General features: G+C 44.0%; 10 protein-coding genes. 8 read left to right on the top strand and 2 right to left on the bottom strand.

Annotation, left to right across the window (positions count from 1 at the left end; all coding sequences use genetic code 11):
• Positions 1–73: 73 nt before the first annotated feature.
• Genes Cabys_RS07175 through Cabys_RS07185 form a run of 3 tightly spaced genes read left to right on the top strand, consistent with a single transcriptional unit; the run spans position 74 to position 4,695 of the window.
• Positions 74–3,145: a peptidase MA family metallohydrolase gene (locus Cabys_RS07175; RefSeq protein WP_006929601.1), complete on the top strand. Its 3,072-nt coding sequence runs from the start codon at positions 74–76 to the stop codon at positions 3,143–3,145.
• A gap of 3 nt (positions 3,146–3,148) precedes the next feature.
• Positions 3,149–3,919, top strand: coding sequence for an MlaE family ABC transporter permease (locus Cabys_RS07180; protein WP_006929602.1), 771 nt, complete (start codon positions 3,149–3,151; stop codon positions 3,917–3,919).
• A 17-nt stretch (positions 3,920–3,936) separates the two neighbouring features.
• On the top strand, positions 3,937–4,695 hold the full coding sequence (locus Cabys_RS07185; protein WP_006929603.1) for an ABC transporter ATP-binding protein: 759 nt from the start codon (positions 3,937–3,939) through the stop codon (positions 4,693–4,695).
• Here Cabys_RS07185 and Cabys_RS07190 read toward each other — a convergent pair.
• Positions 4,692–6,530 (bottom strand): outer membrane protein assembly factor BamB family protein, encoded by a 1,839-nt coding sequence (locus Cabys_RS07190; RefSeq protein WP_006929604.1) that lies wholly within the window; start codon positions 6,528–6,530, stop codon positions 4,692–4,694. The genes Cabys_RS07185 and Cabys_RS07190 overlap by 4 nt on opposite strands.
• A 373-nt stretch (positions 6,531–6,903) precedes the next feature.
• Here Cabys_RS07190 and Cabys_RS07195 point away from each other — a divergent pair, with 373 nt between their 5' ends.
• Both Cabys_RS07195 and Cabys_RS07200 read left to right on the top strand, forming a co-directional pair.
• Positions 6,904–7,710 (top strand): AMP nucleosidase, encoded by an 807-nt coding sequence (locus Cabys_RS07195; protein ID WP_006929605.1) that lies wholly within the window; start codon positions 6,904–6,906, stop codon positions 7,708–7,710.
• Between the two features lie 348 nt (positions 7,711–8,058).
• A complete protein-coding gene (locus Cabys_RS07200; protein WP_044281246.1) occupies positions 8,059–8,421 on the top strand; it encodes a hypothetical protein in 363 nt (120 codons plus the stop codon).
• Between the two features lie 25 nt (positions 8,422–8,446).
• On the opposite strand, the gene rpmB is transcribed toward Cabys_RS07200, so the two are convergent.
• Complete coding sequence (rpmB, locus tag Cabys_RS20580) at positions 8,447–8,644, bottom strand: 50S ribosomal protein L28 (protein WP_006929606.1); 198 nt, start codon at positions 8,642–8,644, stop codon at positions 8,447–8,449.
• Positions 8,645–8,836: 192 nt separating this feature from the next.
• Between rpmB and Cabys_RS07210 the strand changes: the two genes are divergently transcribed.
• The 3 genes from Cabys_RS07210 (at position 8,837) to Cabys_RS07220 (ending at position 16,726) form a co-directional block, all read left to right on the top strand.
• Positions 8,837–14,014 carry a PAS domain S-box protein gene (locus Cabys_RS07210; RefSeq protein WP_006929607.1) on the top strand — a complete coding sequence of 1,726 codons (5,178 nt, stop codon included), beginning with the start codon at positions 8,837–8,839 and terminating at the stop codon, positions 14,012–14,014.
• A gap of 511 nt (positions 14,015–14,525) precedes the next feature.
• Positions 14,526–15,935 (top strand): MBL fold metallo-hydrolase RNA specificity domain-containing protein, encoded by a 1,410-nt coding sequence (locus Cabys_RS07215; RefSeq protein WP_006929608.1) that lies wholly within the window; start codon positions 14,526–14,528, stop codon positions 15,933–15,935.
• Between the two features lie 239 nt (positions 15,936–16,174).
• Entirely contained in the window at positions 16,175–16,726 is a 552-nt protein-coding gene (locus tag Cabys_RS07220) for an outer membrane beta-barrel protein (protein WP_006929609.1), read from the top strand.
• The last annotated feature ends 43 nt before the right edge of the window (positions 16,727–16,769 follow it).

A 16,769-nucleotide genomic window follows, 5' to 3' on the forward strand; every position in this document is an offset into this window, starting at 1 on the left:
ACAATTACATTGGGCTTGAAACTTGATATTATAATCTTTACCTTAAAACTTATTTACTGCTGGAGGATTTAGCATGCAACGTATGCATTTGATAATACTTATTCTTTTAACCGCTCTCTCCATGGCATTCGCTCAGTTCGGCCAGAACAAAGTGCAATATAAAAATTTCAAGTGGTATTATATCCAGTCCGAGCATTTTGATGTCTATTTTTATAAAGGTGGTTATCGGTTGGCAACCTATGTGGCCAATATTGCCGAGAGCTCGTATGTGGATTTGCGTCAGGACTTTGATTATGAGCTTTCCAAACGAGTTATGATCATAGTTTACAACTCTCATAACGATTTTCAACAAACCAATGTGATCGATCAGTTTTTGCCGGAGGGCGTTGGCGGCGTAACGGAGCTTTATAAAAATCGTGTGGTATTGCCTTTCGAAGGTTCCTATGCGCAATTGCAGCACGTTGTACATCACGAATTGGTGCACGCCGTAATGAACGACATGCTGTACGGCGGTTCGCTGCAGTCGATCATTTCCGGGCAGGTGGTGCCCGTTCCCACCTGGTTTGCCGAAGGCCTGGCCGAATATTTTTCAATAGAGTGGGATACGCGCGCCGATATGATCATCCGCGATGCAACCATCTCCGGCTATCTACCGCCCATCGAATATTTAAGTTACTACCTGGCCTATCAGGGCGGACAGAGTTTGTTCCGCTACATTGCCGAAAAGTACGGGCAGCAGAAACTCAGTGAGATTTTACATAAAATTAAAGGCAGTTTTCGTTTTGACGGCGCCTTTAAATCGGCCCTGGGCATTGACTTAAAAGAATTATCCGAAGAGTGGCAAAAGGCCATGCGTAAAGAGTACTGGCCCGATATTGCCAATCGTAAAGAAGCCGGCGATTTTGCGCGACAGCTAACCGATCATAAAAAGAAAAAACATTATTTGAATAGCAGCCCAACTCTTTCTCCGCGTGGCGATAAAATGGTGTACCTGTCCGATCGCGACGGAAAGCAATCGATCTATTTAATGGATGTACTGGAAAACAAAGTCGTCAAACGCTTAATCAAAGGCGAGTCTTCTACGAACTTTGAAGAGCTGAAATGGCTTACGCCGGGCATGGGCTGGTCGCCCGATAGTAAAAAGATTGTCTTTGCTGCCAAGGCCGGCGACAGAGATGCGCTTTACATTTATGATCTGGAAAAAGACAAATTCATCCAGCACAAATTTGACTTTGACGGTATCTACTCTACATCCTGGTCGCCGAACAGCGACGAAATTGCTTTTGTGGGAAATATGAACGGTGAAAGCGATATTTACATCTTTGATCTGAAGGATGAGTCTATAAAAAAGGTGACCAATGATATTTTCTCGGATAGTTATCCCGAATGGTCGCCCGATGGTCGGCAGATCATTTTCGTTTCGGATCGGGGGAATTTTGTGAATCCGGACTCCATTCCGCCCGATTATGATATTACTCAACACAATTACCGGAACACAGATATTTACATCGTTGATAAAAACGGCGGGAAAATACGCAGGGTGACCAATACGCCCTTTCGTGAAAGCGACCCCATTTTTGCGCCGGACGGCAAAACCGTTTTTTACGTGAGCGATCGAAACGGAATTTATAATATTTACCGCCACGATCTGGAAACAGACAGCAGTTGGGCCGTTTCTAATTTATTAACCGGCGCCTTCCAGCTTTCTATGGACCGCGACGGGAAACAATTGGTCTTCGCTTCTTTTGAAGAAGGCGGATGGGATATCTATTTGATCAAAAATCCGCTGGATCTAAAACCCGTCCAATTGACCAAAACGGTCTATTTTCAAAAACTGGAACAAAAATCAAAAGAAAAGAAAGCGGTCGCAAAAAGAGAACGAATTACAACGGATATTGACTCGGTGCAAAAACAGGTACGCGTGCCCAAATCCATCGATTATAGCAAGTATGTGTTTGCCGATCTGGAACGCCGGACGCGCGTAAAAAAAGTAAAAGTCAAATTGAAAGAAAAAGAATACAAGTTTGAAGACGGCCATTATAAAATTCACAATTATCGTGTAAAATTTAGCCCGGATATCGTACAGGGACAGGCTTACTACACCACGTTGTGGGGCTTTCAGGGATATACGGCCATTGCCTTTAGCGATGTGCTGGGCGATCATAAAGTATTTTTAGGCACCAATCTTGTGTTTGATTTGCGAAACAGTTACATCAATTTACAATATTTGTATTTGCCCAAAAGAACGGATTTTGGCGTTACGCTTTTTCATTATGCTAACACCTATTTTTCTGGATATTATGGGCTAATCCGCTATCGAAATTACGGCGCATGGTTTCTGGCATCCTATCCTTTTAGTAAATTTGCGCGAGTAGATATGTTCATTAACTGGTGGAACGCCTCGCTGGAATATTTTTATCTGGATGGTTCCACCACGCAGATCGTGCGCAGTATTTTACCGGGCATCCGCTATGTGTTCGACAATTCGGAATGGTATTACACCGACACCGGTCCCAGAGAAGGATTCAGGGGCGCTTTTAATTTTGTCGTCAGTCCTCATTACACCAAGAACAGTCCGGAGTTTGCCACGGTGCTGGTAGATATGCGGAAATATTTTAAATTAAGCGATAACTACAACATTGGTCTTCGCTTGAATACCGGCATGAGTCGTGGAAAGAATCCGCAGCAGTTTTTCCTTGGCGGAACCGAAAACTGGCTGAACCGTAAATTTAACGGCGATATTCGCCTGACCTCTGTGTATGATGTCTATTTTTCAGAGTTCATTACCCCGCTGCGCGGCGCCCGCTACTATGAAAAAACGGGCAACAATGTGGTGCTTTTTAACGGGGAGTTTCGCTTTCCTTTTATTCCGTATATGCAGTTAGGTTTTCCGCCAATGCGCTTTGGGAATATTAAAGGCGTGCTGTTTGCCGATATCGGCACGGCCTGGAACTCGGATCGTCAGGAAGGCTTCAGAGGCATTAAAAATGGTCGGCTTAAAGATATTGTAATGGGCTACGGCTTTGGTACGCGCTTCTTTTTGTCTTTCCTGGGATTTATTTTAAAATATGATATTGCCTGGCAATACGATTTAAAGAGTTCCAGTAAGCCGAAACACTATTTTTCAATTGGGGTGGATTTTTAAGCGATGATCCTGTTGTTAGAACGCATTGGGCAAAAGACACTGCGCCTTTTTACCGAAACGGGCGCGGTGTTTATCATGCTCTGGAAAACGTTTAAATATCTTTCTGAGCTGTGGAGAACCCGCTTCTTAATTTTAGAACAGATGATGCAGATTGGCGTGCGCTCTTTGCCGTTGGTGATTTTTGTGGGCGTTTTTGCCGGCGCGGTGGCTTCCATTCAAACGGCCTACCAGCTGGAAGGATACATCTCTTTTAATTATCTTGGCGCAGCGACCAGTATCGCTATTTTTATTGAATTAGGCCCTGTGTTGACTGCGTTGGTTGCCGCCGGACGTGTTTCGGCTTCCATTGCCGCCGAATTGGGCACCATGAAGGTTACCGAGCAGATAGACGCCCTGGAGGCACTGGCGATTGATCCCCTGCGCTATCTGGCTCTGCCCAGAATTTTAGCTGGTTTTGCAATGGTGCCCATTCTGACCATCTTCGCCGATTTTGTGGGCCTGATGGGCGCCTATCTGGTGGCTTATATGAATCTGGACCTGCCGCCGGAAATCTTTTTTGGCAGCGTCAAAGAATTTTTTACCATTATGAATGTAATGTCCGGCCTGATTAAAGCCTTTGTCTTTGGCGGCGTAACCGCCATTATCGGCTGCCATGTGGGCTTTAATACCGAGGGCGGGGCCGAAGGCGTGGGAAAGGCCACCATCAGGGCATTTGTGCTCTCCGCCGCTTTAATTTTATTGAATGATTATTTGTTATCGGTTCTGTTGTTTTAACGGGTAAATGAGAAAAAATGATAAATATTGTAAACTTAAAAAAATCCTTTGACGATAAAGTTGTTTTACGCGGCGTCAATCTGGATATTTATGACGGCGAAAAACTGGTAGTCATCGGACGTAGCGGATGCGGGAAAAGCGTATTGTTAAAGCACATCCTGAACCTGATGCAGCCAGACGACGGGTATATTTTAATCGACGATGTTCCCATTAAAAAGATCCGTCAAAAAGACCTCTTTTTTTTGAGAAAACAATTTGGTTTCCTTTTCCAGGGCGCCGCCTTGTTCGATTCCATGACCGTGGCCGAAAATATTGCCCTGCCTTTGCATGAACACACCAATCTAACAGATAAAGAGATTCGTCTTAAAGTGGCAGAGAAGCTGGAAATGGTCGGCCTGCCGGGCACCGAAAAATTGTATCCTTCCGAGCTCTCGGGAGGGATGAAAAAACGCGTTGGGCTGGCCCGGGCGATTATCATGGACCCGAAATATGTGCTTTATGATGAACCCACCACCGGCCTTGACCCCATTATGGCCGCCAATATCGACCATTTGATTAATGAGCTGAACGAAAAAATTAAAGTTACCTCGGTTATCGTAACGCACGATATGCAAAGCGTCAGTCGCGTTGCAGACCGGGTGGTTATGTTGCACATGGGCAAAATAATTTTTAATGGCAGTTTAGATGAACTCTACAGCACCGATAATGCGGTGGTCGATCAATTTGTTCATGCCAAAATGGAAGGCCCCGTAAAACCCAAGCCCGTCAAATATTAATGGTTCGAATATTTTAGCCTGACCACAAAGCCATCCATGCTACTTACAATAAGAGAAGAAGAGGAAAGGGGAAGCGCCGTCGGGATAAAACTGTTTCCAGTTTTGTGCTTCCAGATTACTTTTCCATCTTGAATATTAAAAGCTACAACCAGGCCGTTTTTGGTGCCGAAAAACGCCGTTTGCCCTTTAACCTGAATCATCGAATTAGCAATGTCGTAGCCAAAATCCATGTTCTTTACCCAGTTGTAGCGCGGAGCCTTTTCGGAAGGACGCAACGAAAAAACTGTGTCGCGCATGCATTTGGCAAACACAAAATGTCCGTCGGCGCCGATGGTTTCGCGCACTTTGTAGCGATTGCTCCTCCACAGCGTGAGGCCGGTGGATAAATCGATGGCCGTTAAAAATCGATCCGGCGCAACCACAAACAACTGGTTTTTAACGGCAACCGGCCAGCAAGCCGCCGGCGAAAATAGCGCATTTTCTGCGGGGCCGCGCCATTTCCAGACCGGGCGTCCATCTCTTTTTTTAAGGGCGTACAAATATCCGTCCCACGCGCCAAAAACCACTTTGTCTTTCGTTAATAAAGGTCTGGTCTCGATGTAGCCGTTAATCTCGTTAAACTGCCAGATGCATTTTCCGCTGTTTAAATCCAGCGCGTAAAACGCACCGTCGTTTCTGCCCACAAAAACGGTGTCGCCGGAGACTACAGGTACGGCATACAGCGGCGCTCCAGTTTTAAATTGCCAGATTCGCTCACCCTTTTGTGCATCCAGACAATAAACATTGCTGTCGGCGCAGGTAAAAACAATGCGTTTCTTTGCTAATGTCGGTTGAGAGTACAGGGCGCCGGAAAATCTTTGAGTCCAGATTTCTTCTCCGGAAGCCAGGTCGAGGCAATGCAAACGCCCCATGTGATCGCCGATAAATACCGCATGTTTATTGGCCGCCGGCGATGCGGTGATTAAAGCATTGAAAGAACGTTTCCAGGTTTCTTTGACGGCAGGATACTGCGCATTTACAGAGTAGTCCGGCCGCTCAATTAAAGAGTCTGCCACAACATAATCGGTTTCCAGATCGACTTTCGTCCAGAGAGACGGTCTCTTTTCACCGACGGTTTTTACAAAAAATCTGAATTCTTTGCGATCCAGTTCAATGATATTGTAGGCCGCTTTTTTCCCTCTGCTTAAAGTCGATCGGCCCATAATTTGCGGGATGCCGTAGGCGTTTACCTGGCGATTGCGGTGACCGTGACCGTGAAGGATCATTTTAATATTGTAATTGCGGATGATTTTAAGAAGGCGGAAGTAATTGTCCACGGCGAACGGAGGATAAAGCGGGTAATGCGTAATCAGTACAACCGGTTGTCGGGGATGGCGCAAATGACTCAGAACATTTAGCAGCCAGTTTAAATCCTGTGGTGAAAAATGTCCATCCGCCATCCGTAAAACCGGCCCCTGATGCAGCCCGATGAACCGGATGCCTATCAAATCGAACTGAAATTTATCATCTCCAAAAAGTTTACGGAAACCCTGTAATCCGGAGTCGCTCCATTTGCTGTCGTGATTGCCGGGAATGATGTAGTAGGGCATCTCTAAACGATCTAAAATGTGTTTGGCCGTTTGCAGATTGGAGCCGGTATTAATCTCTGTGATGTCGCCGCTGATGATGACCAGGTGAATATTTTTTTGCCGGTTGATGTCCTTAACTACGGCTATTAAATCTTGCGTACCGCCTGTTGCGGGGGACACATGCGTATCAGAGAGCCAGGCAATCCTTTTGGAAGAAGATTGACAGGCAAATAAAAATACGACGACTACTATCAGGAATTTTTTCATATCGATTCCTCCGCTTACCCTGACAATTTAATGCAATTTGACTAAACTCTGAAAAAAATTAGAGTTCGCTTTAAAAGGGATGACCTTTCATTTTGATCACGCTCTGGCGAGGAGAAAATTTTAAGAGTATAAGAGTATAAGAGTTTAAGAGTGTAAGAGTGTAAGAGTTGATTAGTTGAATGGCCGCCGGACTCTCATTTCTTTTTTTGCCTTTACACGAAACTGGCCAGCGCAGAGGAATTACTTACACCATTGGAAATAACTCCCAACTTATTCGATCACACAATGCGTCCAGAGGGCGCAAAAAATTTAGTTTGATGGTAATGCTTTTCATTTGTACATTCATTAATAAGGAACTAAAAGAGAATAGATCATGGTACCTCTTACCTCAAATAAAAGTTCGGAACAACTCACAAAGCTGGATATCGCTAAATTGTGGCTTCCTCGTTATACGGGCACTGAAATTGACGCTTTTGGCGACTATATTTTAATCACCAATTTTGCGCATTACTTAACCATGTTCGCCGAACGGTTCAACTGTTCCATCAAAGGAGAAGGGCGCCCCATGCAAACGGCTACTAATTCCCGGGGCCTTACAATCATCAATTTTGGCATGGGGTCGCCCAATGCGGCCACCATCATGGATTTGCTTACGGCGCGCAATCCCCAGGGCGTTTTGTTTTTGGGAAAATGCGGCGGACTCAAAAAAAGCACCGAACTTGGTCATTTTATTCTGCCCATCGCCGCCATCAGAGGCGAAGGAACCGGTAATGATTATTTTCCTCCAGAGGTTCCGGCCCTGCCTTCTTTTAAGCTTCACAAATTCGTTTCGGAGAAGCTCTTAAAGTATGACCTGGAGTACCGCACGGGAGTTATCTACACCACTAACCGTCGCGTCTGGGAATGGGATGAGCCTTTTAAAGCGTATTTGCGAAAAATATCCGCTATTGCCATCGATATGGAGACGGCTACCGTTTTTATTGTGGGCCATGCCAATGCCATCGCGCGAGGCGCCTTGCTGCTGGTTAGCGATTTGCCCATGACGCCCGACGGGGTAAAAACAGAGGAATCGGATGCTTATGTTACGCAAAAATACACCGAGCTCCATCTTAAAATCGGCATTGAAGCCATGAGCGATATCGGAGGGAAAGGCGAAAAAATTAAACATTTTAAATATTAAGAAGTCTTGTTACGCCCGAGGGTGTCTCAAAAGCAACATCTAATGAAAAATTATACAAAGATAGGAAAAAGCTTACAGTAGCCCTCACCCCCTGCCCCCCTCTCCCGATTTTCGGGAGAGGGGGAATTAAAGGGGGTGAGGGAAAGAAAAACTTTATAAAAATACATTGTCTTTGACTTTTGGGACAGCCCCAGGGTGGGGGGATGAGTTTTTTAAACAGCACAAAAATTTTCGCATCCCTCCCGCGCGGACCGAATCTTTCAAGGGAAGTATCCTAATCAGAAAAGGTCCGCTTTATTTTAAGACTTCAACAAGTTTTTGTTTATAAATTATAACGCCGAGGTCAAAATGATTGGTCGTTGGGAGTTTATCATCGGTCTGGTGATTATTGTTAACCTTTTTAACTTTATCTGGTTGACGCATATCCGTTACAAAAGAACCATTGGCCGCCGGCGGCACCGCTGGAAAAGGTGGCTGAGTATCGCCTTTTTTGTATTAAGCCCCGCCGTGTTTGTTTTTAATTTATTGTCTTTACCTTTTATGCACTATTCGAATTTATTATTAGGGGGCATGGGGGTCTGGTTCGGCCTGTCTCAATTGAAATTTGTAAACCGCCATTCCGGCGTACCGCCCATTGTAGAGCCTTTAAGTATTTTTTATCTGATAATTTGTACCTTATTGTCAATGTTGGGGGCGATGAAAATCGTATAAAAAAAAAGCCGGCCCGTGAGCCGACTTAAACTAAGGCAGGCTTTTGTATTTTGTTCGCCTGAATACAGCTTGTACAAACACGCATTCTTTTTACGCCCTGCGGCGTTTGAACACGGATTTTCTGCAAATTGGGCATAAAACGACGTTTGGTTTTATTGTGTGCATGACTGACATTATTTCCAACCATTGGACGTTTACCGCAAATTTCACAAACATATGCCATTGGATTAGTCTCCTCTTTTTCAAATTTAAAGCCTCTAATTTAAAAACCTTTTTTCATTTATGCAAATTTGAGTTTGACGAATTTTACCGATGGTGATAATTAATCTTTCAATCTGTTTTTTTAAAATTAATATTGACTAAAAAATGGTCGATGTACAATAATGGAAAAGAATAATTGACAGGCACTGCGACGATGGCTTTCCGTTTTATTGAGGGGGAAAATCGGTTATTAAAGATATTGATTGAAAGAGCGGGGGAAGACGATTCCATCCGAAGCGCCTTGCTCATATTAAATTCCATGCCAGGCGTGACCGGTAGTTATGCATACATTAAATGCTTAAAAACCAACTTTGAGTTTACAGAAGGCGAACCGCCTCCGGAACTGGACAACGAAGCCATACATTTTCAGCTCCAAACTCTGAAAACCATTAAACCACCTTCCGAAGCGAAACATTCTAAAGAGATGCTTTCGCTCATTCCGCTGGCCAGGGACTATCTGGTTGGCGTTCTGGCTATTACACACAATGATTCGTTTACTGCGTATCTTAACAAAAACTGGCAATTACTGAAAATTGTTTTTGAAAGATTAGGCGTGGCCTTTTTCGTCCGAAAAATCGGTTTTTGCCTGGATCAAAAGATTTTTGAACGATTGAGTCGCGTCACTCAAGAATTATTAATCGTTCTTGATCGAAACGGAATTGTTCAATACGTGAATGAGGCGGTTTTAAAATTATCCTCTTACTCCCGTGAACAGATCAATGGCAAACACATCTCTCTTTTCTTCCCGAAAGAACATGTAGCGCACATACTTAAACCATTTCACAAAGCGCTTAAAAATAAATCTTCATATTTTTATCACGAATCGACCTTTATTACAGACGATGGCCAAACAATCCCGGTTGAACTGGTTGCTTTATCCTTTGAAGAACATCCCGAATCTGAGCATATTATTCTGGTGGCGCGGAATATTTCAGAAAAAAAACAACTGCTCAAACAGCTCCAAACGCAAAATCAGAATTTACAAACGACTTTAAAGTCGATAGGGGATGTGGTAATAACAACCGACCGGGAGTTGATAGTTACTTTTCTTAATGAGCGCGCCTTGCAAATCTGGGGCAAAAACGCCGTCAGCAGAATCGGAAAGCCTATTACAGATTTGTTCGTATCAAAAAAAACGCCTGCTAAAGCCGAGAAAATAAAAAATCTGATTAAAGAGGTTCTGCAGAGCAATGAGATCAAACTTTTAGAAGAAATAATTGAAATAGGGACTGAAGAAAACGAATATCGCTTCATTGTGCAGAGCATTGCTCCCATTAAGGATTCAAACAGCGCCGAAGCGCTGGGCGCGGTGATCGTTATGCATGATGTTACAGAGCTCTACGCCTTACAAAAAGAGCTGGATTACCGCCGGCAGCAATTAGATAATTTGATGAACAATTTGCCCCTGGTTATTTATCAAGGCCTGAACGATAAAAATTTGACCATGAAATTTTTGAGTAAAGGGATTTATGACTTAACCGGTTATAGCCCGGAAGAACTATTAGATAACCACAAAGTAAAATATGCCGATCTTATTGTACCCGAAGATTTAAAACGAAAACTCTCCGAGGTCCGCCGGGCGTTAAAGTCGAACCGCCCCTTTCAATCTGTTTACCGAATTATAACGCGCAGCGGCGAAATAAAATGGGTCTGGGAACGGGGACGAAAAGTGCGTTATGAAAAAGGCGGTTTTTTAATTGAGGGCTTTTTAGCCGATATTACAGAAAAACAGCAGGCGCAGGAGCAAATTGCCCATCTTAATCGCATTCTTTTTGTGATACGCAACATCAATCAGTTAATTGTTCGAGAAAAAGATGAAGCCCCGCTACTATTAAAGAGTTGCCGATACATCGCCGAATCCGGCGATTTTAACTTTGCCTGGATTGTAAAATTGGATGAGAGTTCGAATATCGATTTAATTTATACCGATAAAAACCAGCCTCTGCCTTTAATAAAAAATTTGATTAAAGAATGGATTGATCGCACCATCCAGAACCAGCAGATCATACAATTCTTTAAAAGTGATTTGCCAATTAACGGCTGCCGCAACTTTGTGGTCAGTTTGTTAAAATATGAAGAACAGGTTTTCGGCAGCCTGGTCGTGGGTTTGAAACCCGGATTAATGCTATCTGACGAGGAAACCGAATTATTTATTGAAATGACAACAGATATTGCCTACGCGCTGCATGTAAATCAACTGGAAAAACAGGCGCAGATTGTGCGCAGCAGTATCGAAGTAATCAATAAAAAGTTGGAAGGCAAAACCTCCGCCGAAATTCTGGAATCGTTGGTTAAAAATATGGCCAGCGTTTTAAATACGGAATATGTGGTTATCGGTAAAATCGATGCGAATAATCATGATGTAATCAATACGCTGATGGTTTATGATCACGGTAAGATTGCTAAAAATTTTTCATACACTTTAAAAGGTTCGCCGAGCGAGCGGATTTTAAAAAAGGGAACGCATTCGTTTAAAAAAGATGTTTGCAAATATTTCCCGGATGATGTTTTGTTAAACCAGTGGGGTGCCAACGGTTACCTGGGTACGCCCATTATTTCCAGCGATGGTAAAAAGCTGGGCGTATTTCTTGCTTTTAGTAGAGATGAAATTGCCCTGGCATCAAAACTGCAACACATCCTGGAGTTCTTTGCAGGCCGCATCGGACTGGAGATGCAGCGCATGGAAGCGGAAGAGCGCCTTAAGCAAAGCGAAATTAAATATCGCAATATTTTTGAAAATACGCCGTTTGGAATTTACCAGACCAGCCCCGACGGACGCGTACTGGAAGCGAATCCGGCCCTTTTAAACATGCTGGGCTTCGATTCTCTGGAAGAGTTGCAAAAAAGAGACATTAATAAAGAAGGCTATCCTGAATCCAACGGCAGAAAGAAATTTTTAGAAAAGATACTAAACGCCAGAGGTTATATTGTTCACGAAGATGTCTGGCTGAAAAAGGACGGCAGCCCGCTCTTTGTTCGCGAAAAAGCCCGGGCCGTACGAGATGAACAGGGAAACGTGCTGTATTTCGAAGGCACCGTGGAAGATATTTCTGACCGGAAGGCCAAAGAAGAGGAAATCCTCTACCAATCTCAGTTGATTGCGGCGGCGCAGGATCCGATTATCGCCATAGACCTTGAATATCGCATTACCTATTGGAACAAAAGCGCTGAACACTTTTATGGGTACAAAGAAGAGGATGTAAAAGGCAAAAAGATAGCTGATATTCTCCATATAAACCTGCCAATTAAAAAGTTGCTAAGGATTAAAAATGAAGTTCTGAAAAACGGATTCTGGAGAGGAGAAGTCGGGATATTTAAAAAGACTAAAGAATTAGCTCATGTCGATATGTCCCTGAGCTTATTATACGATTCGGAAGGGGAGCCGCGGGCCATTGTTGGAATACACAGAGATATCAGCGAGACGGTAAAATATCGCGAGGCCATTAAAGCCAGCGAAGAGAGTTATCGGGGATTGTACAACGCGGTTCAAGAAGCCATTTATATTCAAAACCCGGATGGCACCTTTCTGGATGTTAACGATGGCGCCGTGAAGATGTACGGCTATCCGCGTAGTTATTTTGTGGGAAAAACGCCTGTCGATCTCTCTGCTCCTGAGAAAAACGACATGTCCATGGTTCTAAAAAAATTTAAAAAAGCACTGCAGGGCGAGCCGCAAATGTTTGAGTTCTGGGGCAAGCGCGCCAACGGAGAAATATTCCCCAAAATTGTTCGTCTTTACAAAAGCAAATATTTCGGAAAAGATGTGGTCATAGCGCTGGCCCTTGATGTGACCGAACAGAAGCGGGCGGAAGAAGAACTGCGGAAGCTGAGCGCGGCGGTGGAGCAAAGCCCGGATTCCATCGTTATTACCGATGTTAATGGCATAATCGAATATGTAAATCCTAAGCTGTGTGAGGTTACCGGCTACTCCAGAGAAGAACTGATGGGCAAAACCCCGGCCGTATTTAAATCGGGACAACATCCTCAGGTCATTTATGAAGAACTATGGAAGACGATTAAATCCGGCAAGATATGGAAGGGAGAGCTACAGAACAAACGGAAAGATGGCTCCCTGTTCTGGGAGAGTGTAATCATCAGCCCTCTGTTTAATGAAAAAGGGGAAATAACGCAATTCCTGGGCCTGAAGCAGGATATCACCGCGCAAAAGGAACTGGAAGAAGAAAAGAAGCGGCTGGAAAAACACCTGCAACAAAAGCAACGGCTGGAAACCATCGGCACTCTGGCAGGAGGCATCGCTCACGACTTCAATAATATTTTAACCCCTATTTTAGGATATGCTGAGATGATTAAAATGGCCCATGCCCAGGATCAGAAGCTTAAAGGCCAGGTGGAGCAAATCATTAAAGCCTCGCTGCGCGCCCGCGACCTTATTCAGCAAATTTTGATGTTTTCACGACAGCTGGATGATGAGCCCAAGCCCATACTCCTGCAAAATATAGTCAACGAAGCCTATCATCTCTTACGCGCATCCATCCCCAGAACCATCGAGTTGATTCGTAAAATCGATAAAAATTGTAAGCCTGTTCTGGGCGACCCGGCCAAGCTGCACCAGGTTTTTATGAACCTGTGCACAAACGCCTATCAGGCCATGGAAACAACGGGCGGCACATTGACCATCGAATTGAAGTCGGTAATACCAGATGAAGAGATGATTAATCGCTATCCCTCCCTCAGCTCAAAGCCCTATGTTTGTTTAACGGTTTCTGATACGGGCATTGGAATGGACGCGCCAACCATGGAAAGAATTTTTGAACCGTTTTTTACCACTAAAGAAGTGGGACGCGGAACGGGGCTGGGGCTATCTGTTGTGCATGGCATCGTAAAAAATTATGGCGGTGAAATAATCGTCGAGAGCAGTAAAGGCGTGGGAACTACTTTTCACGTATTTTTACCGGCGGCTGATTTGCCGGAAAAGGAAGAAGCCAATCAAAACGCGGAAATCCCAACAGGCCACGAAAAAATCCTGCTGGTGGATGATGAATCCATGGTGCTGGATTTGCAGAAAAATATATTGGAATATCTGGGCTATGAGGTAGAATCTTTTTCCGATCCACTGCAAGCGCTTAAATGCTTCGAAGAGGACGGCAAGCGCTTTAATTTACTCATAACCGATTTAACCATGCCCCATTTAACCGGCATTGAACTGGCGCAGAAGATCCGTCAACTGGATGACAGCCTGCCGATTATTTTGCTAACCGGCTACAGCGAGGAGTTAACGCCTACCTTAAAAGAAAAATACGGCATTAAAGAAGTGCTGATGAAGCCGGTGAGCGCCGCCCAACTGGCCCAGGCGGTGCGAAGCGTTTTGTAAGGATGATGGAGGAATGGTATTGCTCGCCTTTCTCCCTGCCACTGTTGAGCAGGTAAATAGTGTAAAAATTGATTGGTTGAATAGGTGTATGGTCATCGACCTTGCGGAAAAAGCGCCAGTCCACGTTTTTGCAGAGCCAAAGATTTTTATCTGGATTTTAAATCAATGATTCTTTCTCTTGTACAAAGCTAAATGCTCGCCAGAGTTGAATTGTTCAAGAAAATCCTTTGCCCTTATAGTTGGAGGATCACCGGCCTGTCATGCCACAGCGATGAGAATGCCTTACAGCGTTATCTAGATAAGACTGTAAGGCACTGGTTGCCTGCACTGGCTGCTTGCACTGGCTGCTTGCACTGGTTGCCTGCACTGGTTGCCTGCACTGGTTGCTTAAATCCCTGCGGAAATTTTTTGGGTTGCGGCTTTGCGGCATTGTTAAAGAAAAACATGCATTGAATGCATTTGAATCTTATCTTATCGGAAAAAGTTTTCTTAATTGTTTTAGGAGTATGTGATGCAAGTAGAACTCTATTCCCATGGAGCGGCACAGGAAGTTACCGGCTCAAAACATTTTATCAAAGTTCAGGGCAGGCAAATAATGATCGATTGCGGCGCTTTTCAGGGCAAAAGAAAAGAAGCGGATGAAAAAAATCGAAACTGGTCGTTTAATGCCAGTGAGGTGCATGCCGCCATTTTAACTCATGCCCATTTTGACCACTCAGGATTATTGCCCCTCTTGATTAAAAACGGCTATGAGGGCAACGTGTACAGTACGCCCGCCTCGCGAGATCTCTCCAGCCTGATTATGATGGACTCTGCCCACATTCAGGCCAAAGATATTGAATTCCTGAAAAAAAAGGCAAAAAAACGGGGCGAGGTGTTCGAAAAACAGCCTCTTTATACCGAAGATGATGTCGCCCGGACGCTGGATCATTTTATAACGGTTTCCTATCACCGTCCCTTTTGGGTGGAAGAGGGCGTTAAAGCGACCTTTTACGATGCCGGTCATATTTTAGGCTCGGCCTCGATTCTGTTGGAGATTAATCGTAACGGACAGCAAATGCGTATCGGATTTAGCGGAGATCTGGGAAGAAAAAATTTACCCATCATTCGCGATCCGGAAGTTTTGCCCGATGTGGATTACCTGATCATGGAAAGCACCTACGGACATCGCCTGCACGATCCTATCGAATCGGCCATGGATAAACTGGCAGAAGTGATCAATCGAACGGCGGAGCGAGGCGGTAAAATTATTATCCCTGCTTTTGCCGTGGAACGCACGCAGGAACTGATCTATTTTATTCACCTACTCCATGATCAGAAAAAAATTCCGGAAATACCGGTTTATGTGGACAGCCCCATGGCGGTTAATGCGACGGCCATCTTCCGCGTCCATCAGGAATGTTACGATCAGGAAACGCGCGAGGCGTTTTTACAGCATCACAAAAATCCCTTTGGATTCAATGAAGTTCGATACATTACCAATGTGGAAGAGAGTAAAAAACTGAACGGCCTGACCGAACCGGCCATCATTATTTCATCAAGCGGCATGTGCGAAGCGGGCCGCATATTGCACCACCTGGCCAATAATATCGAAAATCCCAGGAATACCATTATGATTGTTGGCTTTATGGCTGAGCACACGCTGGGCAGACGCATTAAAGAAGAACAACCGGAGGTGAAGATTTTCGGCGAATATTACAAACTTAAGGCCGAAGTGGTGACCATGAACGCTTTTAGCGCGCACGCCGATTATTCTGAGATTATGGAATACGTGGAACAATTAAATTTCAAAAAATTAAAAAGGATCTTTTTAGTGCACGGCGAACCAGACGCACAGGCCAACCTTAAAAAGCTGCTCGAGGCCAAAAATTACAGCGTCACCATTGTGCGCTATGGAGAAAATTATACCTTACAGGTTTAGGATGTGCGCGTTGTCACTTCATTTAAATGAATAAATGATTAATATGGATGTTAAATAATAATATAAATCGACTTATTAATAATGCTGACAAATTCTTTATTTTAATATAACAGAATGAGAATGTTTTTTAATAAGCAAAAAAATAATATTTGAAGTTAAAAGTAACTTATCATTACTTTTAAGAGAAACCGATAAGGCAACTTACTTATTAATAAAACTTAATTTAAGGAGGAACTATTATGCGTAAAATAATTCTTTTAACTTTTGTATTGGCTTTTGCATTTGTCATGGAAGCCAGGGCTCAGGTTAACTTCAGTTTTAACGGTATCGGTGTTCATGCCGGTTATGTTAAACCAGAAGACCCAATTGAAAGCACCGTTGGCTTTGGCGTTCGTGCCGATTTGGGAACGTTAATGAAGGACAACATTACCATGGGAGCGTTTATCGATTACTGGGGTAAAAAATACGGCACAACGGGAAATGAGGTGACTTTTTCTGAAGTGACTATTGCGCCGTTTGTCCATTATAATTTTGCCACCGACGGTAAATTTATTCCCTATGCAGGCGGAGGACTGGGCTTTGCGATTAATTCAAGTGAGATTACGATTTCATATTTTGGTTATACCGAAAGCTCTTCTTCTTCGGATACAGACATTGTTTTGTTTGGCGTGGGCGGAGCAAAAATGGACTTAACCGATAAGATGACGGGCTTTGCCGAAGCGCGCTATCAGATTGGCGATATCGACGTGTTAAGCATCTTATTTGGAGTTGTTTACACGTTAGGTCAGTAAAAATACACGCACATCATTTGTAAAAAAAGCTGCTCTTGTGAGC

Source organism: Caldithrix abyssi DSM 13497 (genome assembly GCF_001886815.1).
GTDB lineage: Bacteria > Calditrichota > Calditrichia > Calditrichales > Calditrichaceae > Caldithrix > Caldithrix abyssi.